The organism is Rhodococcus sp. NKCM2511 (assembly GCF_014905595.1).
Lineage (GTDB): Bacteria > Actinomycetota > Actinomycetes > Mycobacteriales > Mycobacteriaceae > Rhodococcoides > Rhodococcoides fascians.
In genome coordinates, this window is sequence record NZ_BNHJ02000001.1 from 2,053,999 (window position 1) to 2,075,106 (window position 21,108).

Genomic DNA, 21,108 nt, shown 5'->3' on the forward strand with positions numbered 1-21,108 from the left:
CTTCCGAGGACACCGTAGCCAAAACTAATAGCTATAGGCAAATTGCTATAGCAATCAGCGACCCTGCCACGCCTCCCACAGCTCTGCGTAACGCCCACCGGCAGTGACCAACTCGTCGTGCGGACCTTGCTCCACGATTTTCCCGTGCTCGAGCACCACGACGCGGTCCGCTGCAGCGGCCTGGGTGAGGCGATGCGCAACGACCAATGTGCTGCGGCCTCTCGTCGCCGCCTCCGCAGCCAGTTCGAGCTCACGGGCACCGGAGCTGCCGGCCTCTGCGGTGGCCTCGTCCAACACCGCGACAGCCGGATCGGCGAGAACCAGCCGCGCCAGAGCCAATTGCTGCGATTGCGCCGCGGTCAACTGGTGACCGCCCTCGCCGACGGCGGTGTCGAGGCCGTTCTCGAGCGCCTCGACCCATCCCCAGGCACCGACGGTCCGCAGTGCGGCTTCCACGTCGTCGCGGCCGGCGTCCGGTGCCGCGAGCAACACGTCGTCGATCAGTGGGCCGGCGAAGACGTGCACTTCCTGGCTGACGATCGCGACATGCCGGCGTAAACCCTGGTGGCCCAACGAGTCCAGGGACGCGCCGCCGACACGAACCGTGCCCGACGTCGACGCCATGGACCCGGCCGCAATGGCCGCGATCGTCGACTTCCCGGCACCGGTGGATCCCACGAGCGCGACCGTCTCACCTGCGTCGACACGCAGGTCGACCCCGTGCAGTACTTCGTGACCCCCGTCGTACGAGTGGCGCAGGTCGACGACATCGAGGGTGGCGTCGGCAGGCACGGAACCGTCGCCCACCGGCCGCTCGTCGGCAATGTCGACGACACCGACCAGTCGGGCCAGAGAAGCTCCGGCAGACTGGATGTCGTCGAACGTGAAGAGCAGGGTGCCGATCGGATTGAACAGGCGATGGAACAGCAGCGCCGCGGCCGTGGTCTCACCGACGGTCACGTAATCGCCTCGTACCAGCAGGAATCCGGCCAGCAGGATCACCGACAGACCGACACATTCGGCGCGGTTACTGCGTGAGCCGAAACGGGTGAACAGGCGGAAGACGTCGACGCCGATGTCGCGGGCTTTCGCCGACGCTCGATCCACCTCACCGAGGTGCTCTGCTTCGAGTCCGTAGGCGCGCACAGTCTTTGCGCCCTGCATGCTGCTGACGAAGGACTGCGCCCGCTCGCCCATAGCGACTCGTTCGGCCGCGTACAGCGGAGCCGATCGGGGCAGATACCAGCGCAGTGCGAGGACATACATCGGCAATGCCACCAGACCGGCAAGCCCCAGACGCCAGTCGATTCCGAGCATCGTGATCATGCTCAGGCATACGAGCAGGAATGCTCCGACGAGCTGTGGAATCACTTCGCCGATCGACTTGGCCATCACTGCGACGTCGTCGCCGACGCGGGAGAGCAAGTCACCCTTGCCCACTCGCTCCAGCGTGGCCACCGGCAGACGGAGAGCGCGTCGAACGACCGCCTCACGCAGGGACGCCAGGATGCCCTCACCGAGGGTACTGATCAAGTAGCCGCTGAACCCGGTGACGACACCGCCGATGACCGCTGCCACCGCGATCACGACGACGACCCCGACGATGGTCGACGAGTCGGCCCCGTCGCGGACGCGGTCGACCAGGACGCCGAGCACGTAGACGGGCACCAGCGACATCCCCGCGGCAATTGCGCCGAGGAGCAGCGTCACTGCCGTTCGTGCCCGTCGTAGTTTCAGCTGTTCGAGCAGCCACTTCCCCGACCGGGCACCGGTGGCGATGGGAAGAAGTTCGGGGGCGGTCATCGCAGCACCGTCTCCTTGTACTGCGCGTCCGAGGACGCGAGATCGTGGTGGGTTCCTTCGGCGACGACGCGGCCGTCGTCGACCACGAGTACGCGATGCGTCACCGACAGCAGCGCAGGGCTGGTGGTGATCAGGATCGTGGTCTGCGCAGCGCTGCCGGTGTGTCGCAGCTCGGCGATACCGCGCGCGATCGTGTGCTCGGTGACGGCGTCGACCGCAGTGGTGGGGTCGTGCAGCACCAGCACCGGGGCGTCGACCGACAGGGCCCGCGCCAACGCGACCCGTTGACGTTGGCCACCGGAGAGGCTGGCACCGCGGTCGGTGACGGCGTGGTCGAGTCCGGCTTCGTGCAGTTCGACGACGTCGGTGGCCGCGGAGGCCTCGAGCACGCGGTCGAGTTCGGCGTCGGGCTGCGCGCGACCTGCGGTGACGTTGCTGCGGACGGTACCGGCGAACAGGTCGGTGATGTGCGGCTCGACGAGCACGGTCTCGCGGGCGCGTCGGAGATCGATGTTCCCTGTTGCGATGCCGCCGATCCGTACCGTTCCGGTGTAGTCGGACTCGGAGATCTGACCGGAGAGCACCTGGGCGAGTGCCTCCCCGTCCTGCGGCCGGTAGGCGACGATTCCGAGCATCTCGCCGGGTGCGGCCGAGAAGGTGAGGCCGTCGAGCGAACGGAACCCGACCTCGTCGACGGCGAGTTCGGTACCCGAGGGCACAGCGGAATCCGATTTCGGCAGAACGTGGTCGGCACCGAGTACGAGTGCGAGCCGATCGGCAGAGCCACGCACCATCGCCACCACGCCGGGGACCTTGGACAACCCGGTCAGCGGTTCGATGACGAATTGCGAGAGCCCGATGACGGTGATCAGCTCGCCGACCGAGATGCGACCCTGCAACGCGAACCAGCCTGCGGTACCGGCGATTCCGACGGCGAGCAACGCGTTGACCGCCGCCGCCAGGCCCTGATAGACGTTGTTGGCGCGGGCCAACCTCAGCGTGGCCGCCAGTGCCGTTCGGCTCGACGTCACGAACCGCTGGGTCGCGGCGTCCTCTGCTCCGATTCCGCGCAGCGGACGCACTCCACTGACCAGATCGGTGGCCATTCCCGATACCCCGGCGATCTCGGCCTGCTGTGCGGTGGCCGCGCGGGTGAGCAACGGGGCGAGGCGCTGCAGCGCGATCAGGATCACCGGAGTACCGATCACGACGGCCAGGCCGAGGGGAATGTCGATGATCAGCAGTGCCACCGCCGACGCCACCACGGCCACTGCCGACGCGAAGACTCGGGCGATCAGATCGAGAATCCACGATTCCTTCTCGGCATCGGACGTCGAGACCGTCAGCAATTCCCCGGCCGACAGATCGGTGCGCAGTCCGCGTGGGTCGAGAACGCGGCCGGCGACCTCCACCCGCACATCGTGGGCCTCACGCTCGATGGCGACGACGATGATGCGGGCACCGATGCGCCAGGCGTAGGACAGTGTGACGAACAGAGCCGCGAGACCGACCAACGAGACGATCATCGCCGTCACGTCGCCGGTGTCGATCGCCCGCGACACGATCAGACCGATCGCGACCGGAACCATCGTTTCGCACAGTTGATGCACCCCGAACAGCAGGGACGAGACGATCAAGCGGGTGCGACGACGTCGTACGGTGCGGCGCAGAATCGCGCCACCGGTGGCCGGGAAAGGTGCCTCCACCACGTTTCGAGCATGGTGAAGCGAGACAGAATCGGTCATTCGCTGCAGCCTATGGCATCGGGAAGTGGCGATGGGGTGTCACATTTACATAGAGTTGGCACCAGCGAACACCGAGTAAGTCCAGCAGAGAGTACGGAGATCACCATGCCTGCCAAGACATCGACCGACAACGACATCGCCGACGAAGACATCGTCCCACTCGAGTACGAGACCGCCAGTCAGGCCCAGCGCGTCGTCGCCGCCTATGCGACCGATGCAGACGAGTGCCGCATGTTGTTGTCGATGCTGGGTATAGACCCCGTAGCGAAGACCGACTGACAGGTTTTCGCAGGGCTGATTACCCAGGGATCAACAAGCGGATTGGACAGTTGTGGCTGACGCCTCGCAGGGTTCGGATTTCGTCGTCGTAGCCAACAGGTTGCCGGTCGATCTGGAGACACTTCCCGACGGAAGCACGCAATGGAAGCGCAGCCCCGGCGGGCTGGTCACTGCGCTCGAGCCCATCCTGCGCGCCAACAAGGGTGCCTGGGTGGGATGGGTCGGCGTATCCGACGTCGACGTGGAGCCGTTCGTCGAGGACGACCTGCACCTGCGTCCGGTGCCGATCAGCGAGAAGGAATACACCCAGTACTACGAGGGCTTCTCCAACGCCACGCTGTGGCCGCTGTACCACGACGTCATCGTCAAGCCCGAGTACGACCGTGACTGGTGGAACGCATACGTCGAAGTCAACCGCCGCTTCGCGGAGAAGACGTCCGAGGCAGCCGCGCAGGGTGCGACGGTGTGGATTCAGGACTATCAGCTCCAGCTCGTCCCGAAGATGCTGCGGATGCTGCGGCCCGATCTCACCATCGGCTTCTTTCTGCACATCCCGTTCCCGCCGATCGAGCTGTTCATGCAGATGCCGTGGCGCACCGAGATCGTCGAAGGACTGCTCGGTGCCGACCTGATCGGTTTCCATCTGTCCGGCGGCGCGCAGAACTTCCTCTACCTTGCCCGACGCCTCGCCGGGGGAACCACGTCACGCGGAACCGTCGGTGTGCGGTCCAAGCTCGGCGTCGTCCAGGTGGGGTTCCGGACCGTACGCGTCGGAGCGTTCCCGATCTCCATCGACTCCGGTGACCTCGACACCAAGTCGCGCACGAAAGCCGTCCGGGATCGCGCCAAGCAGTTGCGCAAAGACCTGGGCAATCCGAAACGGATCATGCTCGGCGTCGACCGACTGGATTACACCAAGGGAATCGACGTTCGGCTCAACGCATTTCGAGAGTTGCTCGAAGAAGGCCGAGTCGATCCGGCCGAGAACGTCATCGTGCAATTGGCGACGCCCAGCCGTGAACGCGTCGAGAGCTATGTCGCCATGCGCGGTGAGATCGAGCAGCAGGTGGGACGCATCAACGGCGAGTACGGCCAGGTGGGTCATCCGGTGGTGCATTACCTGCACCGGCCGATCCCCCGCGACGACCTGCTGGCCTACTTCGTCGCCGCCGACGTCATGCTGGTCACGCCGTTGCGCGACGGTATGAACCTCGTCGCCAAGGAATACGTGGCGTGCCGCAGTGACCTCGGTGGCGCGTTGGTGCTCAGCGAATTCACCGGTGCCGCAGCAGAACTGCGCCAGGCGTACCTGTGCAACCCCCATGATCTGGACAGCGTGAAGGACGCCATCACCGGAGCGCTCGAACAGGAACCCGAGGCAGGTAAGCGTCACATGCGAGCCATGCGTCGGCAGGTTCTCGCCCATGACGTCGACCGCTGGGCTCGCTCGTTCCTGTCCGCTCTGGCACAACCGGCCGAGGGCACCAACCTCGTCAGATAAATCGCTTTACCCCCACCGTCGACGGCTGTTAGTTTGCCGTCGACGGTTTTGTGCATACGAGAAGTGAGGAGGTGGGCATCGTGGCCACCTGGACGAGAACACACCCGAGCCCTCACACCTCCTCCACGAAGGACTTCTCGCATGTCTTCTCTACTCGAATACGGACTCGACCAACACTGGCGTGACGAGTTCGAACAGCATTCTCACAGCGCAGTTCTCGCCCGCGTGGTTCGCGTCGACCGCGGTGAATTCGACGCCATCACCGAGCACGGAATCGCGCGCGGTACCGGCAGTGTCAGCGGTCGTTCCGCAGGCTCCACTCCTGGTGGCCTCTGCACCGGGGATTGGGTGGCACTGGACGCGGAATCGTTCCGGCTGATCGACATCCTGCCCCGCCGGACGGCCATAGTTCGCGCCAGTGCCGGATCTACCTCGGCCGCACAGGTTCTCGGTACCAACGTCGATACCGTCGTGGTCACCGTCGCGTCGGACACTGCCCTCGATCTCGGTCGCGTCGAGCGCTACCTCACGCTGGCGTGGGGCAGCGGCGGTGTGCCCGTCGTCGCGATCACCAAGACCGACAGCGGACGCGTCACCGAAGAGTCGGTACTGGCCGCCGCGCCGGGTGTCACCGTCTGTAGCACCAGCGCGGTGTCGACCGACGGAATTGACTCGCTGACAGCACATCTGCACGGCACGGTCGCGCTGATCGGGCCGTCGGGATCGGGTAAATCGACTCTCGGCAATGCTCTGATCGGAACCACCGCGTTCGCCACCGGCACCACTCGCGAGGCGGACGGCAAGGGCCGACACACGACGGTGCGTCGGGAATTGATTCCGGTACCACGGCTGGGACTGACCCTGCTCGATACTCCCGGATTGAGATCGGTGGGCGTACAAGGATCGGAAGACGCAGTGGCGAACGCTTTTTCGGATATCGACGAGCTGGCCGCACTGTGCCGTTTCGGCGACTGCGCGCACGCACACGAGCCCGGTTGCGCCGTTCTCGCCGCCGTCGAGGCAGGCGGACTCACCGAACGCCGGCTGGGTAACTACCGAAAGCTGTTGCGGGAGAACGCCTGGACCACGTCGCGCCACGATGCGCGAGCGCGCAGCGAGAAGTTGAGGGAATACAAGCAGATGACCAAGTCGCTACGGCAGAAGTACGCAGCCGACGGTGGGCGGCGCTAGGTCAGCTCTCGTCGAACAGCGAGGGGCTCTCGGACTCCGCCTCTTCCAGCGGAGCCGAGCCCTCGCGCGGCGACGCCTTGCGCACCACCTCGACCGTCGTCGTACGGACCGACAGCCGATGCCCGTCGTGATGCTCGAGCAACGCCAACCCCTGACGAATCTCGAGCACCTTCCACGGGCCTGCATGCCCGGACGCCTGAACCAGGTCGCCTGGTGCGATCTCGGAAGCCACTGTTGTTCTCCATTCACCGAGCAGGTATCGGGGGTCGAGCAAGCCTGTGACACACACCCTATCGGGCGCCGACCAGCCCGACGCCACTTGCTCGTCGAACAAGTTAGGAGTACTCATGTAATAGTTGTAGATGTACAAGCAAATATGCGGAGGTGCACGTGGCCGAGCTGACTCGACGACACCGATATCTCGTGCTCGGGATCTGCTGCCTCAGCCTGTTTCTCGTCAGCACCGACAACACGATCGTCAACGTCGCGCTGCCGTCGATGCGCGCAGATCTGAATGCATCGGTATCGGGTCTGCAATGGATCATCGATGCATACACGCTGGTCGTGGCATCTCTGCTGATGCTCGGCGGCTCGATGGCCGACAAGTACGGCCGCAAACGCTTCTTCCTGATCGGCACCGGAACGTTCGTGCTCGGCTCGCTGCTGTGCAGCGTCGCGCCGTCGCTGGGCTGGCTCATCGCCTTCCGGATGCTGCAGGCCATCGGCGGCTCGATGATGAATCCCGTCGCGATGTCGATCATCACCAACACCTTCACCGACCCCAAAGAACGCGCCGGCGCGATCGGCATGTGGGGTGCCGTCGTCGGAATCTCGATGTCCGCGGGACCGGCACTCGGCGGCGTGCTCGTCACCAGCGCCGGCTGGCAGTCCATCTTCTGGATTAACGTCCCCGTCGGGATCTTCGCTTTGGCGATGACACTGAAGTTCGTCCCGGAATCCAAGGCCGAGCACGCGCGGAAGTTCGATCCGGTAGGTCAGTTCCTCATCTTCGCGTTCCTCGCGTCCCTGGTCTTCACCATCATCGAAGGTCCCGCGAAGGGCTGGGGATCACCGCTGATCGTGTTCACGGGTGCCGTCGCGATCGGCTCTCTCGTCGGGCTGCTGGTGGTCGAATCGCGAATCGAGGAACCGCTGATCCAGCTGAAGTTCTTCCGCAGTGCACCGTTCAGTGGCGCTACGGTGATCGCCGTGTGCGCGTTCGCGTCCCTCGGCGGGTTCCTGTTCCTCAACACGCTGTACCTGCAGGACGTTCGCGGCTACTCACCACTGCACGCCGGTCTCTACACTCTGCCGATGGCACTGATGACGCTGATTTTCGCGCCGATATCGGGACGCATCGTCGGCAGCCTCGGGGCTCGCATCCCCCTGCTCGTGGCCGGCCTCGGCTTCGTGGTCTCGGCGCTGATGCTCACCAGAACGACGCCGACGACATCCTTCACCTGGTTGGCGACGGCATACGTGATCTTCGGAATCTCCTTCGGCATGGTCAACGCCCCGATCACCAACACCGCAGTGTCCGGGATGCCACGGAGCCAAGCCGGCGTGGCCTCGGCCATCGCGTCGACCAGCAGGCAGGTGGGTCAGTCGCTCGGTGTGGCCGTCATGGGATCGATCGTCACCGCCAGCATCGTCGGAGAAATCTCCGACGGCTTCACTGCCGCCGCCGTGCCCGCCTGGTTCGTCATCGCCGGTGCAGGCGTGGTCGTGACCGTGCTCGCGCTGGTCACCACCGGCCGGTGGGCACGATCGACCGCCGAACGTATCGACCAGCCGGTGCTCGTATGACGAGCGAAGCAGCGCAGATCTGGCGCGAGATGCGAGCGCTGATGCTCGAAGTACACGACACTCGACGAGCCGTTGCCGAGGCCACCGGGATGAGCTTCCTGCGCGCGAAATTGCTGATCAAGCTGTTGGCCGGCGATCGGACGGTCACCGAACTCGCCGATCTGCTCGCCTCCGACGTGCCCTACGTATCTTTGAACGTGCGCGAACTCGAACAGCGAGACCTGGTGGTGCGCACCGAGGACCCCCACGATCGTCGACGACGCATCATCGGACTCACCGACACCGGGCGCCGCCTCGCCGAGAAAGCCCGCACGATCGCCGACGCCCCGCCGCCGGAATTCACGGCACTACCGCCGGAGGACCTGGCGCATCTGCGTCGAATACTGCGACTGCCCTGATGTGGTGGGGCGGCGGTTCTGCTTCGGCTTCGGCTTCGTCTTCTGCTTCAGCGGCGGATGTCTGCGAGCGGGGTTCCGATCTCGACGAGGGCGCGCACGGTGGCGGCCTCCATGCCGGGTGAACCACACACCAGGATCTGACTGTCTGGGAACGGCCCCTGCACCGCAACGACGTCGGCGATAGCACCCTCCCAGCAGTGCTCCGGCTCGAAAAATGATGTGGTGGAACCTATTTCCTCGTGAATGCGATCGTTCCAGCGGTCCGAGGCCCACGGCTCGTGCAGCTGATCGACGACAGGAACGACGGTCAGCCACGGCAACTCGGCCGCCATCAACCACAGCATGTCGCTTGCATAGAGATCGCGCGGCGACTTGCCGCCGAAGAACAGCGTCACATTCGGCGGCCGCTCCCAGCGCGTGAGATCGAGCAGAATCGCGCGCAGCGGAGCGAGACCGGTACCGCCCGCGATCATGACGACGTCACGCCCGGAATCGTCGACGTGCAGACCGCCCTGCGGATCACTGATCTGCCAGACATGACCGGGGCGGGTCTCGTTGACGATCGACCCGCTCACCCACCCCGCGGGTACCGCGCGCACATGGAATTCGAGCTTGCCGTCCAGCGACGGCGGCAGGGCAGGCGAATATCGCCGCGTCAGAGCAGTGTTCTGAGGAACTGTGACGGACACCGACTGCCCGGCCCTGAACGGGATCGCGTCGCCCTCGAGCCTGATCACCGCGAGGTCGTTCCGAAGGCGATGGTACTGAACGACTGTCGAATTCCACGCCTGCATGCGGACCAGGATAGGGGTCGATGCCGGGTGTCTCGCAAACGCGCGCGAGGTTCGCCGCTGCCGATGTCGCAAACGCGCGCGCGTTTGCTGAACGCGCGCGGAATAGTGACCGAATCACTGGCAAATCTGCGCGCACCTGACAAACGCGCGCGCGTTTGCGGGGAAGGCGCGCGGAATAGTGACCGAATCACTGGCAAATCTGCACGCACCCGACAAATGCGCGCGCGTTTGCGGGGAAGGCGGCGAACCTAGCGCTGGTGCTTCGGCTTCCAGACCACCAGGGCGTTGCGTTGGATCGGCACCAGGTCGCGGCGATAGCTCGCGTGCACGTTCGCTACCTCCTGCGCCAGTTCCGAGACCCGGGCCTGCAGGGCCTCGACCTGGTTGGTGAGCTCGATGATGCGCTTGATACCGGCGAGGTTGACGCCCTCGTCCTGCGAGAGTCGCTGCACCTCACGGAGCAGCGCAACGTCGCGCGGTGTGTAGCGTCGACCCCCGCCGGTGGTGCGGTGCGGGATGACCAGGCCCAGTCGGTCGTAGGTGCGCAGCGTCTGCGCATGCATGCCGGCCAGCTGAGCCGCGACGGAGATCACGAAGATCTGCGCGTCGGGATCACCTTGTGCCCCACCGGCTTTCGCGGAACCGCCCTCGGGAGGGACCGACATCACACACCTGCCCACCCGGCCCGCGGGTCGAATCCGCTGGCCTTCTCGGCTTCCAGATAGGTCTTCAGAGCGTCGGTAGCAGCATCGTCGAGTTTCTGCGGGACGGCAACTTTGACGGTCACCATCAGATCACCGGTACCGGACTTCTTCGGGATACCGCGTCCGCGCACCCGCAGTACTCGGCCGTCGACGGTGCCCGGTGGCACCTTGACGCCGACGCGTCCTTCGAGGGTGGGCACCGACAGTGTGGTGCCGAGAACCAGTTCGCCGTAGCTGACCGGCACGGTCACCGTGAGGTCGTCGCCGGTGCGGCCGAAGACCTTGTCGGGCTTGACTCGAACGGTGACGAACAGGTCGCCGGACGGTGCTCCGCGTAGCCCGGCCTCGCCTTGGCCTGCGAGTCGTACTTTCTGGCCGTCGCTGATGCCGGCGGGTACTCGCACGGTGATGGTGCGGGTGCGGTTCTGCACTCCGGTGCCGCGGCAATCGACGCACGGGTCGTCGATGATGGATCCGGTACCGCGGCAATCGTCGCAGGGCTCACTGAACCCGAACGCGCCTTGGTTTCGGTTGACGACACCTTGGCCGTTGCACTTGGGGCAGACCCGCGGGCTCGTTCCGGGCTTCGCACCGCTGCCGTGACACGTGGTGCACGAGGACGGACTGGTCAACCGCAACGGGACCGTCACACCCTGCGCTGCTTCACGGAATTGCAGCGACGTCTCGGTTTCCACATCGCTGCCGCGTCGGGGACGGTTGCTCTGCGGGCGCTGGGCTGCGCCGCGATTGAACAGACCTCCGAACAGATCGCCGATGCCGCCGTCGCCGCCACCGCCTTGACCGAAGATGTCGCCCACGTCGAAGGTCTGGCCGCCGCCGCCGCCGAATCCGCCTGCGCCGGGCGAGAATCCGCCTCCGCCGCGACTACCGAAGCCACCGGACGCGAACAGCCGCCTGGCCTCGTCGTATTCCTTGCGTTTGGCCGGGTCGGCGAGAACGGCATGCGCCTCGCTGACCGCCTTGAACTTGTTCTCGGCCGCGGCGTTGCCGGGATTGGCGTCGGGATGGTTGTCCCGCGCCAACTTTCGGTACGCCTTCTTGATCTCTTCTGCAGTAGCGCTGGAGGAAACGCCCAGCTCCTTGTAGAAGTCCTTCTCGATCCACTCCCGCTGGCTCACCGGGCGTTTCCTCCTCTCGCGCTATTTCTTTTTACTGCTCGTCGGACGCGGGTGCGTCCGATTCTTCTGCTGCCGTGCCCTCGGAAGCACTGTCGACCACGCCGACCATCGCGGTACGCAGCACGCGCTCGCCGAGCTTGTAGCCCGGACGCATCAGCGTGCCGACGACCGGATTGCTGCCGTCGCCCTCATGGGAGACGGCCTCGTGGATGGCCGGGTCGAAGGCGTCGCCCTCGGCCCCGAAGGTGCTCAGACCGATGTTCGTGAACACCCCCGCCAGCTTGTCCGCCACGGACTTGAGCGGTCCGGTTTCGAGATCGCCGTGCTGGCGAGCTCGCTCCAGATCGTCGAGGACGGGGAGCAGCTGGGACACGACGGACGCTTTCGCGTTCTCCGCTCCCGTCTGCTTCTCCCGATCCGTGCGGCGACGGTAGTTGGCGTACTCGGCCGACACGCGCTGCAGATCGGCAGTGAGTTCGGCGACCTGAGTGTCGCGCGGATCTTCTGTGTCCTCCGCCTCGACCACGATCTCGCCTGTCCCTTCGTCCACCGAGCCGGGCTGGGGCGCAGTACCGGTGCCCGCGAGGGGCTCCGGAACTGCGTCACCTTCCCGTACTTCACCGGTCTCGGGATCGATCTTCCGCTTGTCCACGAAAGTGACCGGTTCTTGCTCGGAGTTACCCGACGTCACTTCTTGTCCGTGTCGTCGGCGGGCTCGTCGACAACCTCTGCGTCGACTACACCGTCGTCAGCGGCCTGCGCGCCACCCTCTGCGCCGCCCTGCTCCTTGGCCTGAGCCTCGTAGATGGCGGTGCCGAGAGCCTGCGACTCGCTCGACAGCTTCTCCACGGCGGTCTTCACTGCCGAGATGTCGCTGCCCGCGAGTGCCGTCTTGGCGTCGGCGATGGCAGTTTCGACGCGGCCCTTGAGCTCGGCGTCGACCTTGTCCTCGTTGTCCTTGACGAACTTCTCCGTCTGGTGAACGAGGGACTCGGCCTGGTTGCGGACCTCGGCCTCTTCGCGACGAGCCTTGTCCTCGTCTGCGTGAGCTTCGGCGTCGGCGACCATGCGGTCGATCTCTTCCTTGGACAGACCGGAGCCGTCCTGGATCTTGATCGTGTTCTCCTTGCCGGTGCCCTTGTCCTTGGCCGTGACGTGCACGATGCCGTTGGCGTCGATGTCGAAGGTGACCTCGATCTGGGGGACGCCGCGCGGAGCCGGGGGCAGATCCGTCAACTCGAACGAGCCGAGGAGCTTGTTGTGCGATGCGATCTCGCGCTCACCCTGGAAGACCTGGATCTGCACCGAGGGCTGATTGTCGTCAGCGGTGGTGAAGGTCTCGGAACGCTTCGTCGGGATGGTGGTGTTGCGCTCGATGAGCTTGGTCATGACGCCACCCTTGGTTTCGATACCGAGGGACAGCGGCGTGACGTCGAGGAGCAGAACGTCCTTGACCTCACCCTTGAGCACACCGGCCTGCAGTGCAGCGCCGACGGCCACGACCTCGTCCGGGTTGACGCCCTTGTTGGGCTCGCGTCCACCGGAGAGTTCCTTGACCAGCTCGGAGACTGCGGGCATACGCGTCGATCCACCGACGAGCACGACGTGGTCGATGTCCTTGACGGCGATGCCGGAGTCCTTGACCACTGCCTGGAACGGCGCACGGGTGCGGTCGAGCAGGTCGGAGGTGATCTTCTGGAACTCCGAGCGGCTGAGCTGCTCGTCGAGGAAGAGCGGGTTCTTGTCCGCGTCGACCGTGATGTACGGGAGGTTGATCGAGGTGCTCTGCCCGGAGGACAGTTCGATCTTCGCCTTCTCGGCAGCCTCACGCAGACGCTGCAGGGCCATCTTGTCCTTGGTCAGATCGATGCCGTTCTGAGCCTTGAACTTGTCGACGAGCCAGGTCACGATGCGCTCGTCCCAGTCGTCGCCACCGAGGTGGTTGTCGCCGGACGTCGCGCGGACCTCGACGACGCCGTCGCCGATTTCGAGCAGCGAGACGTCGAACGTGCCGCCACCGAGGTCGAACACGAGAATGGTCTGCTCGCTGTCGCCCTTGTCCAGGCCGTATGCGAGAGCCGCCGCGGTGGGCTCGTTGACGATGCGCAGGACGTTGAGGCCAGCGATCTGGCCGGCTTCCTTCGTGGCCTGACGCTGTGCGTCCTCGAAGTACGCGGGAACGGTGATGACCGCGTCGGTGATTTCCTCACCCAGGTAGGCCTCGGCGTCGCGCTTGAGCTTCTGCAGCGTGCGCGCGGAGATTTCCTGAGGGGTGTATTTCTTACCGTCGATCTCCACGGTCCAGTCCGTGCCGACGTGGCGCTTCACGGAACGAATCGTGCGGTCGACGTTGGTGACCGCCTGGTTCTTCGCGGGCTGGCCGACCAGCACTTCACCGTTCTTGGCGAAAGCGACGATCGACGGGGTGGTGCGTGATCCCTCGGAGTTGGCGACGACAACCGGTTCGCCGCCCTCGAGGACGGACACGACCGAGTTGGTGGTCCCGAGGTCGATACCGACCGCACGAGCCATAATGTTTCCTCCTGTTGTTGCGTGGGTTCCAGTCCCTGGGTGAGCGAACTCCGCTCAAGTTTGCACAACGCGATCTATCGCGTCAACTTCCAACTTGAGCCTCATCCACTCAAGGCTGCTGACCTGCACAACGGAGGGTGTGGCGAATTTGTTCCCGAGGGAGCGGCTGCGCCGCATGTGAGTAGGAGTGGAGCCTGCGGAACGACCCAGGTGAGTGGAAACTCGACCCCTGCTACGAAGTTCCACGCACATGGGGCGAAGCCCCTCCACAGCAGTACGCCGCGACGATCAGCGGGGATCGTCGCGGCGCAGCGGGAGAGAAGTGCAGAACGAGAATTACTCGGCAGGCTCGGTGGCGGGTGCGGGGATGCAGCTGTAGCTGAGCAGTCCGCCGGTGATGTTGTTCATGAAGTCGGCATCGAGTGCGCTGGCGAAGGCTGCTGCGCCGGCGGGGCGAGCGACCCATTCGCGATCGGCCGACGGCACGGTGTAGGTCATTGCCTCGCCTGCCTTGATGGTCTTCTCGGTGTTCTGACCCTGCAGACCCGGCAGTGCGCCGTAGTTGACGTTGACGTTCGACGCGTCGTCGGCACCCTTGTTCTCGACCTTGACCTGCAGTGCGACGACGCCGCCCTCGGGGGCCTTCTCGACTGCGGTGTCGCAGACAGTGGCCATCGAAACCACCAGGTCGGGGCTTTCGAGAACTGCGGAGCCGAGTGGCATCGCTGGCTCGGTCTCGGGCTCGGCCGAGGCCATGGGTACGAGGACGACCGCACCGATGCCGGCGGCCAGGGCGGCCGTCGAGGCCAGGATCGATGTGCGGGCAAGACGTCGCATGGACAACTCCTGTGGCTGAGGGGATGTGACCCGTGAGTCTGATGTGACTGAAGGGACAGTTGGTACTTCCTCACTATGGCCTATCCGATTCAGACATTCCACACCAGGCGGTCTCGATTCGATGACGTTCGCATATCGAACAAAACCGGTCGGGCCGAATGACATTCGTGTGATTCGGCCGACGCTCACCGATCGACGGGCCGGGCCCGGCGCGCCCACTCGCTAGGTTTCGCTGGTCGAAGAAGAGGGGAACCACAACCCTGCGGATCGGCCGCGCCCTACGTAGGGTTGAGGAAAAGCGAGGCTACGGAGGCACATGGATCCCGAAGTGCAGCACGAACCGAGCGAGATCACCTACGACGAAAAGTTCTACCCGGCTCGGCCGAAACCGCTTCGTCCGTCCGTGCGTCGTGCGAACCGAAGTAGTGGTCCCACACCGGACAGCGAGCCGGTCGCGTCCAATCCCGAGTACGTGGACTGGCTCACCGAACAGTCGATGCTGCGAGATGCCAAGCTCATTGCCGAACAGCTGTCGGGCAAGGGCAGCATGTGGCAGAACCCGTATGCCGATCCCGACCCGCGTGCTGCCGTCGAGCGAGCACCCGTCTGGTTCACCGCCTACCCCATCTCGGTGATCAACGCTCCGCAGACCAGCTTCCTGAGCACCCTCGGTGACGAGAAGTTGTGGCAGGCGTTCTCCGAGATCGGCGTCACCGCCGTGCACACCGGACCGGTGAAAGTGGCGGGCGGCATCCACGGGTGGCGTCCCACCCCGTCCGTCGACGGCCACTTCGACCGCATCGGTATGCAGATAGACCCCGCCTTCGGCTCGGAAGAAGAGTTCCGACGCCTGTGCGTCGTGGCCTCCGCGTACGACGGCATCGTCATCGACGACATCGTTCCCGGCCACACCGGTAAGGGTGCGGACTTCCGGCTGGCCGAGATGGCCGTCGCCGATTACCCCGGCATCTACCACATGGTCGAGATCGAACCGCAGGATTGGCATCTGCTGCCGCGCGTGCGCGCCGGTGCGGACTCGCAGAACATCGACGCCGAGGCCGAGGCAAATCTCGCTCGCGCCGGCTACATCATCGGTCAGCTGCAGCGAGTGATCTTCTACGAGCTCGGTGTCAAGGAAACCAACTGGAGCGCAACACCTCCCGTCGTCGGCATCGACGGCGTCGAGCGGCGTTGGGTGTACCTGCACTACTTCAAGGCCGGTCAGCCGTCCATCAACTGGCTCGACCCATCGTTCGCCGGTATGCGCCTCGTCATCGGCGACGCCTGCCATTCCATCGCCGATCTCGGTGCCGGCGCGTTGCGCTTGGACGCCAACGGTTTTCTCGGCGTCGAACGGCGTGCAGAGGGTCCGGGTTGGTCCGAGGGGCACCCACTCTCGGAGGCCGCGAATCACCTGATCGCCAGTGTGGTGCGCAAGATGGGTGGGTTCACCTTCCAGGAGTTGAACCTGACGATCGACGACATCAAGGCCATGGGCACCAACGGTGCCGACCTGTCGTACGACTTCATCAACCGTCCGGCCTACCAGCACGCGCTCGTCATGGGGAATACCGAATTCCTCAGACTCACCATGACTTTGGCGCGTGATCATGGCGTCGACACGGCATCGTTGGTGCACGCGCTGCAGAACCACGACGAGATGACGTTCGAGCTCATCCACTTCGCGACACTGCACGCAGAAGACGAGTTCGCCTACGGCGGCGAGTCGGTCAAGGGCTGCGATCTGGGCGATCGCATTCGCGGTGAACTCACCGATCGCCTCACCGGCCGCTGGGCACCGTACAACCGAACGTTCACCACCAACGGAATCGCTTGCACCACAGCCAGTGTGATCACCGCGTCGCTCGGCATCCGCGATCTCGATCGGATGGACGAGCAGGACATCGAGACCGTCAAACGAGCGCACCTGCTGCTCGCCATGTACAACGCACTGCAGCCCGGCGTGTTCGCACTGTCCGGCTGGGACTTGCTGGGCATTCTTCCGATCGCCGCCGACGAGGTCGAGGATCTCATCAAGGAGGGCGACACTCGCTGGCTCAACCGCGGCGCACACGACCTGATGGGGTATTTCCCCGACGCCGTGCGCTCGGAATCGGGCATTCCCCGTGGACGCAGCCTGTACGGGTCGCTACCGGAGCAGTTGGCCGACCCGCAGTCGTTCGCTCGGCAGCTGGCTCGAATCATCGAGCTGCGCAACAAGTACGGAATTGCCACGGCGCAGCAGATCGACATTCCGACGGTCTCGCACAAGAGCCTGTTGGTGATGGTGCACGAGCTCGGCCAGGGCACCATTCAGGCCACGGTGCTGAACTTCTCGTCCGACGAGATCAGCGCAACCATTCAGTCCAAGCACCTGGTGCCCGGCACCTGCGCCATCGATGTGTTCGACGACAACGAGATCGCGACGGTCGACGAACTGCACAGTTTCCCGATGAACCTCGGTCCGTACGAGGGCGTCGCGGTGGTGCTGCGGTGAGACGGCGTCGCAGCACCGCTGACGGATAGACTTCTGCACCGTGGCCGAAGAACCGAACGATCCGACAGCGCACAGGCCTCGGCCTGCCCGACCGCAACCACCGCGGCCGGAGCTGTCCGTCGAACCTCTTCGGCCACGACAGGAATCCACCGCAGACTCCCGTCTGCCGAAGATCGCGACCGGGCTGTGGGCGGCGACCGCTGCACTGATCCTGGCGCTGGCCGCCGTCATCGCGCTGAACTGGAACGTCGTTCTGTCGGGCGTCGAAACCGCCGTGGCTCAGCAGGATTCGACGGCGAGCGCCGCAGACGTCCGGAACACGGCGTCGGCCACCCTCATCTCGAGCGGTGCTGCCGCCGCCGTGCTGGTACTACTCGGGTTCGTCTCGTTGAACCTGCTCCGCGGCGCAGCCACGTCGTCCAAAATATTGATGGGCGCGGTAGGAATTCTGACCATCGGGGCGGCCGTCACGTTCTCGACCTTCGTCTCCGACGCCTCGGCCCTGCTCGGCGGCGTGCTGCAATGGGGTCCGTTCGTCGTGGCAGGCGCTGCCGCAGCCGCCACGGTCGTCGCGCTGCTACCTCGACGCCCCTCACGTCAGTGAGGCGAGAATCCCTTCGGCACTGCGCGCGGCGAGGGCACACGAATTCGACGTGAACCGGTCCAGAAGCGGATGCTCCGAGAGGGATCGCCACTTACGCACCGCAGCCAGTGCCGTGTCGCGCTGCTGAGTGTGCCCCGCATCGGGCGGCAGATCGAGACGCTCGGTGGCGGCGATACCGAAGCCGCCGATGATGCGCTGCAGATCGAGCAGTCCTCCGTCGGGCAATGTCGGTGTGACCGAACGCAATCGGCCGAGCAACCGTAGTTCGGCAAACCCGTGCACGTCGGCGAGCATCCTGCCGGCTTCGGTACGCAGCGCATGCGACTCCGGCCGGAACTCCAGAATTCGTTGTAGCGCAACCAGAGCCGAGTGCAGCTTCAGCTGATCCGCACGCTGGCCGAATTGCACGTCGATGACCGAGCGAAGTTCGGACAGTCCACTGCGCTCGACCAGGTCGGCCGCCAGTGTCGGCGAATCACGCACACCGAGCCGAATCAGCGTCACGGCCATCCGAATCCCGAACAAGCCGAAGCGGTCGACAATGCTGGCGCGCAGGGCGGCATCGACGGGCAGAGTGCTCTCCGCCCGCACGAACCGATCGGCCGAAAGCATCGCCAGCTGCAGATCCTCGGTCGGTACCGTCGCGAGCATCTGGAATGCGGCGAACTCGCTCTGCCGCAACGTCTCTGCTCCCAACGCCAACAGCCCTGCCACCGGGACGACGGCCTGGCACAGTCCGGTGGCTTCGAGCTCGGACGCGAACCGGGCCGCGACCTCCTTGGCCGACATCATCGCGTCCATGCGGCCCGAGCCGACCTCGTCCGCCCGGGAGACCACCCCGATTACCCCCAGTGGCCCGGAATCACCTCCGACGTGTGCCCCGATCTGCCCAAGAAACGAGACGTCCGTGGCATTGAGGGTGCGCAGCAGGTAGACCACCGCGTCGGCCCCCGACGACGAATTCTCGGGGGTCAGCATCGCCAACGTGCGCGCCGAGACATCGCGAGAGAGCGACGAGGTGCCGGGTGTGTCGATGATCGTCGTCTGCGCCAAAGTACTTGCCGGCCATTCGACGTCGAGGCGATCGACCTGCGCCGCCGTCAACGCACCGAGATCGAACGTCAGCCGCCCGTCACGTCGTTGCACCGGAACGTTCGCCGCGCGATCGCCGTCGTACCAGGCCGTCACACTGGGTGAGACGCCGTTGCGATACCACGTGACGACCTTGGTGCATTCGGTGGCGTCGGTCGGCGCAATATCTTGCCCCACAAGCGAATTGAGCAGAGTGGACTTGCCGGCCTTGAGCGATCCGGCGAGCGCGACCCGGAGCGGCTCGTCCAACCGGTAGAGACATTCGTCGAGCATCCAGGACGCCTCGGCGTCGCCGGCGTACGTCGACCGCGCTGCCGAGATCAGATCGCGCGCTCGGGCCAGTGCCGTCACGCTCATACCGCGACGTCCTTCACCAGACGCGTTGCGCGAGCATTCAATTCCGAGACAAGCCGCATGTCGTTCTCCAGCTGCGCGATCCGGGCGGTGCGATCGGTGTTGTCGGCGGCAGCGGCTTCCTGCGCCGAGCGCAACGACTCGTTGAGCGAACGCAATGTCTGCTCGGCGATCGAGGTGAAGTGATCTCGCAGCACCCGCTGAATCTGACGCAGCCGATCCTTCGACTCCTTGCCCACCTGGAAGCTGACGTCGTCGGTGAAGCGGCGAATCGCCATCTTGGCCTCGGAACGACGCGCCTTGACGCGATTCTCCTTGTCTTCCTTGTACGCCTTGGTGCCGAGCAGTACGCCTGCTCCGATCGAGATCGGATTGAGCAAACTCAGCCCGACGAACGTGGTGATCAGACCGAACATCAGTACGCCGCCGTAGGATCCACGCATTCCGACGAGCACTTTCTGCGTGATACCCACCCGACCCGACTCCAGATCGGCCAGGGACGTCACGGGCTCGAGCACATTGTCGAGATCGCCGAGATCGAGATCGGGCAGGGCCGCCGCGCCGGACGACGCGAAGTGCTCGGCCACCAACTCCGACAACCACAAAGCCCGCTCGTGCGCCCACACGAAATTGTCGCCCACCGACGCAGCGATCTGCTCTTCAAGCCATTCGCCCAGTTGCGGCCAGTCCTTCCCTGGATCTCCTTCGTCGACGGTCTCCTCGGCCTCCCGGGTGACGCGTCGCAGTCGGTCGCGCAGGTCGTGATCGATGTCCGACGCGAGATCGGCGATTCCGTCACCGAGCGTCTGTTGCCACTGCGAGGACCTCTTGTGCAGTTCCTCGGCGGCGGACTTGGCGCGCTGGAGCCCGGCGACTGCGGCGGCCGCGCGCTCCGGATCCTTCAGCGCCGCAAGCTCACTGCCGAACGACAGTGTCAGGTGCTCGGTCACCGAGCGGACATCGAGGGATACCGATGCGCGAGCCAGCACGTCGGCTCGTGCCACCACGTCGTCGCGCAGAAACGCGTACAGCTGCTGGAAACCGGATTCGGCATTGAGTTCCTCGTCGTTCAAACGCACTGCGTGCGAACGCAACAACGACGACACCGGCAGCATCTGCACGGTGATGCCTGCACGGTCCAGATGTCCACGGTTGGCCTCGACGATCTGCCGCCAATGGGGATACAGATCGATCTTGGTGATCAGCACCGCCACCGCCGGGCACAGACCCTGCACCTGCCGCAGGAACGCCAATTCCGGCTCGGTGAATTCACGAGAGGCATCGGACACGACGAGCACGGCATCGGCCGACGGAATCAGACCCAATGTCCCTGCCGCATGCGGGTTTCCGTGGCCACCGACTCCCGGCGTGTCGACCAGCACCAGGCCGTCGGCGAGCAGTGGGCTCGGTACCGCGATGTCCAGCCGCAGCACCTCCCGGCCCTGAGCCCGGGGACTCGCCGGAGTGACCGTGGTGATCTCTTCGAGCGGTACGTCGACCCGAATCGGTTCGTCACCGGGATTCGCCAGCACCAGCTGCGCGGAGAAGCTGTCCGCGTTGGACACCACCGTCGGAATCGCGGTGGTCTCGTCGTCGCCCACCGAGCACACCGTCAGATTCAGCAGCGAATTCACGAACTGGCTCTTGCCCTGTTTGAGGGGTCCGACCACGATGATGCGACGGCGAGGGTCGAGCATACGCGACTTCGCTGCCTCGACTCGATCGACCAGATCGGATCGTCCCGCCGATGTCGCTACCTCCGCGGCGCGATCGAGCAGCTCGGCCAGTTCCGTAGATTGCCCGTCCATACCTGTGTCTCCACAACCCATCTC

Annotated in this window: 18 protein-coding genes; 7 read left to right on the forward strand and 11 right to left on the reverse strand. The window is 65.0% G+C overall.

Features of this window, described 5'->3' with window-relative positions; translation table 11 throughout:
- Window positions 1-54: 54 nt before the first annotated feature.
- Both JLZ96_RS09400 and JLZ96_RS09405 read right to left on the reverse strand, forming a co-directional pair.
- Complete coding sequence (locus tag JLZ96_RS09400) at window positions 55-1,803, reverse strand: ABC transporter ATP-binding protein (protein ID WP_201009918.1); 1,749 nt, start codon at window positions 1,801-1,803, stop codon at window positions 55-57.
- Window positions 1,800-3,548 (reverse strand): ABC transporter ATP-binding protein, encoded by a 1,749-nt coding sequence (locus JLZ96_RS09405; RefSeq protein ID WP_201009919.1) that lies wholly within the window; start codon window positions 3,546-3,548, stop codon window positions 1,800-1,802. The genes JLZ96_RS09400 and JLZ96_RS09405 overlap by 4 nt, the downstream gene beginning before the upstream one ends.
- Window positions 3,549-3,653: 105 nt before the next feature.
- On the opposite strand from JLZ96_RS09405, the gene JLZ96_RS09410 reads away from it, so the two are divergent.
- The 3 genes from JLZ96_RS09410 (at window position 3,654) to rsgA (ending at window position 6,519) form a co-directional block, all read left to right on the forward strand.
- Window positions 3,654-3,827, forward strand: a complete 174-nt coding sequence (locus JLZ96_RS09410; protein WP_008710019.1) for a hypothetical protein — start codon at window positions 3,654-3,656, stop codon at window positions 3,825-3,827.
- Window positions 3,828-3,879: 52 nt separating this feature from the next.
- A complete protein-coding gene (locus tag JLZ96_RS09415) occupies window positions 3,880-5,328 on the forward strand; it encodes a trehalose-6-phosphate synthase (RefSeq protein WP_201009920.1) in 1,449 nt (482 codons plus the stop codon).
- Window positions 5,329-5,469: 141 nt separating this feature from the next.
- A complete protein-coding gene (gene rsgA, locus JLZ96_RS09420; RefSeq protein ID WP_201009921.1) occupies window positions 5,470-6,519 on the forward strand; it encodes a ribosome small subunit-dependent GTPase A in 1,050 nt (349 codons plus the stop codon).
- A gap of 1 nt (window position 6,520) precedes the next feature.
- Here rsgA and JLZ96_RS09425 read toward each other — a convergent pair whose 3' ends face one another.
- Complete coding sequence (locus JLZ96_RS09425; RefSeq protein ID WP_027495662.1) at window positions 6,521-6,751, reverse strand: hypothetical protein; 231 nt, start codon at window positions 6,749-6,751, stop codon at window positions 6,521-6,523.
- 158 nt (window positions 6,752-6,909) lie between these two features.
- Here JLZ96_RS09425 and JLZ96_RS09430 point away from each other — a divergent pair, with 158 nt between their 5' ends.
- Window positions 6,910-8,325, forward strand: coding sequence for an MFS transporter (locus tag JLZ96_RS09430; RefSeq protein WP_094651191.1), 1,416 nt, complete (start codon window positions 6,910-6,912; stop codon window positions 8,323-8,325).
- Entirely contained in the window at window positions 8,322-8,723 is a 402-nt protein-coding gene (locus JLZ96_RS09435) for a MarR family winged helix-turn-helix transcriptional regulator (RefSeq protein ID WP_032386479.1), read from the forward strand. The genes JLZ96_RS09430 and JLZ96_RS09435 overlap by 4 nt, the downstream gene beginning before the upstream one ends.
- 47 nt (window positions 8,724-8,770) lie before the next feature.
- Here JLZ96_RS09435 and JLZ96_RS09440 read toward each other — a convergent pair whose 3' ends face one another.
- The 6 genes from JLZ96_RS09440 to JLZ96_RS09465 all read right to left on the reverse strand — a co-directional run bounded on the left by JLZ96_RS09440 (window position 8,771) and on the right by JLZ96_RS09465 (window position 14,729).
- Entirely contained in the window at window positions 8,771-9,517 is a 747-nt protein-coding gene (locus JLZ96_RS09440) for an FAD-binding oxidoreductase (RefSeq protein WP_201009922.1), read from the reverse strand.
- A gap of 248 nt (window positions 9,518-9,765) precedes the next feature.
- Entirely contained in the window at window positions 9,766-10,182 is a 417-nt protein-coding gene (locus JLZ96_RS09445; protein WP_045841157.1) for a heat shock protein transcriptional repressor HspR, read from the reverse strand.
- Window positions 10,182-11,360, reverse strand: a complete 1,179-nt coding sequence (dnaJ, locus tag JLZ96_RS09450; protein WP_201009923.1) for a molecular chaperone DnaJ — start codon at window positions 11,358-11,360, stop codon at window positions 10,182-10,184. Before dnaJ ends, JLZ96_RS09445 begins: the two co-directional genes overlap by 1 nt.
- Window positions 11,361-11,391: 31 nt before the next feature.
- On the reverse strand, window positions 11,392-12,051 hold the full coding sequence (gene grpE, locus JLZ96_RS09455) for a nucleotide exchange factor GrpE (RefSeq protein ID WP_201009924.1): 660 nt from the start codon (window positions 12,049-12,051) through the stop codon (window positions 11,392-11,394).
- Window positions 12,048-13,892: a molecular chaperone DnaK gene (gene dnaK, locus JLZ96_RS09460; protein WP_027495655.1), complete on the reverse strand. Its 1,845-nt coding sequence runs from the start codon at window positions 13,890-13,892 to the stop codon at window positions 12,048-12,050. Before dnaK ends, grpE begins: the two co-directional genes overlap by 4 nt.
- A gap of 336 nt (window positions 13,893-14,228) precedes the next feature.
- Complete coding sequence (locus JLZ96_RS09465) at window positions 14,229-14,729, reverse strand: hypothetical protein (RefSeq protein ID WP_032366878.1); 501 nt, start codon at window positions 14,727-14,729, stop codon at window positions 14,229-14,231.
- A gap of 316 nt (window positions 14,730-15,045) precedes the next feature.
- Between JLZ96_RS09465 and treS the strand changes: the two genes are divergently transcribed.
- The gene (gene treS, locus JLZ96_RS09470; protein ID WP_027495653.1) at window positions 15,046-17,226 is read left to right on the forward strand and encodes a maltose alpha-D-glucosyltransferase; all 2,181 of its coding nucleotides are present in this window, start codon (window positions 15,046-15,048) and stop codon (window positions 17,224-17,226) included.
- Window positions 17,227-17,266: 40 nt separating this feature from the next.
- Window positions 17,267-17,830, forward strand: a complete 564-nt coding sequence (locus JLZ96_RS09475; RefSeq protein ID WP_032375008.1) for a hypothetical protein — start codon at window positions 17,267-17,269, stop codon at window positions 17,828-17,830.
- Here the strand turns inward: JLZ96_RS09475 and JLZ96_RS09480 are convergent.
- Window positions 17,819-19,279: a dynamin family protein gene (locus tag JLZ96_RS09480; protein ID WP_027495651.1), complete on the reverse strand. Its 1,461-nt coding sequence runs from the start codon at window positions 19,277-19,279 to the stop codon at window positions 17,819-17,821. The genes JLZ96_RS09475 and JLZ96_RS09480 overlap by 12 nt on opposite strands.
- On the reverse strand, window positions 19,276-21,084 hold the full coding sequence (locus JLZ96_RS09485; protein ID WP_236253869.1) for a dynamin family protein: 1,809 nt from the start codon (window positions 21,082-21,084) through the stop codon (window positions 19,276-19,278). Before JLZ96_RS09485 ends, JLZ96_RS09480 begins: the two co-directional genes overlap by 4 nt.
- Between the last annotated feature and the right edge of the window lie 24 nt (window positions 21,085-21,108).

What these genes read in the sequence shown, in the direction of transcription:
- JLZ96_RS09400 (WP_201009918.1), bottom strand. Translation starts at nt 1,803, where the DNA reads ATGACCGCCCCCGAACTTCTTCCCATCGCCACCGGTGCCCGGTCGGGG.
- JLZ96_RS09405 (WP_201009919.1), bottom strand. Translation starts at nt 3,548, where the DNA reads ATGACCGATTCTGTCTCGCTTCACCATGCTCGAAACGTGGTGGAGGCA.
- JLZ96_RS09410 (WP_008710019.1), top strand. Translation starts at nt 3,654, where the DNA reads ATGCCTGCCAAGACATCGACCGACAACGACATCGCCGACGAAGACATC.
- rsgA (WP_201009921.1), top strand. Translation starts at nt 5,470, where the DNA reads ATGTCTTCTCTACTCGAATACGGACTCGACCAACACTGGCGTGACGAG.
- JLZ96_RS09435 (WP_032386479.1), top strand. Translation starts at nt 8,322, where the DNA reads ATGACGAGCGAAGCAGCGCAGATCTGGCGCGAGATGCGAGCGCTGATG.
- JLZ96_RS09440 (WP_201009922.1), bottom strand. Translation starts at nt 9,517, where the DNA reads ATGCAGGCGTGGAATTCGACAGTCGTTCAGTACCATCGCCTTCGGAAC.
- JLZ96_RS09445 (WP_045841157.1), bottom strand. Translation starts at nt 10,182, where the DNA reads ATGTCGGTCCCTCCCGAGGGCGGTTCCGCGAAAGCCGGTGGGGCACAA.
- dnaK (WP_027495655.1), bottom strand. Translation starts at nt 13,892, where the DNA reads ATGGCTCGTGCGGTCGGTATCGACCTCGGGACCACCAACTCGGTCGTG.
- JLZ96_RS09465 (WP_032366878.1), bottom strand. Translation starts at nt 14,729, where the DNA reads ATGCGACGTCTTGCCCGCACATCGATCCTGGCCTCGACGGCCGCCCTG.
- treS (WP_027495653.1), top strand. Translation starts at nt 15,046, where the DNA reads ATGGATCCCGAAGTGCAGCACGAACCGAGCGAGATCACCTACGACGAA.
- JLZ96_RS09480 (WP_027495651.1), bottom strand. Translation starts at nt 19,279, where the DNA reads ATGAGCGTGACGGCACTGGCCCGAGCGCGCGATCTGATCTCGGCAGCG.
- JLZ96_RS09485 (WP_236253869.1), bottom strand. Translation starts at nt 21,084, where the DNA reads ATGGACGGGCAATCTACGGAACTGGCCGAGCTGCTCGATCGCGCCGCG.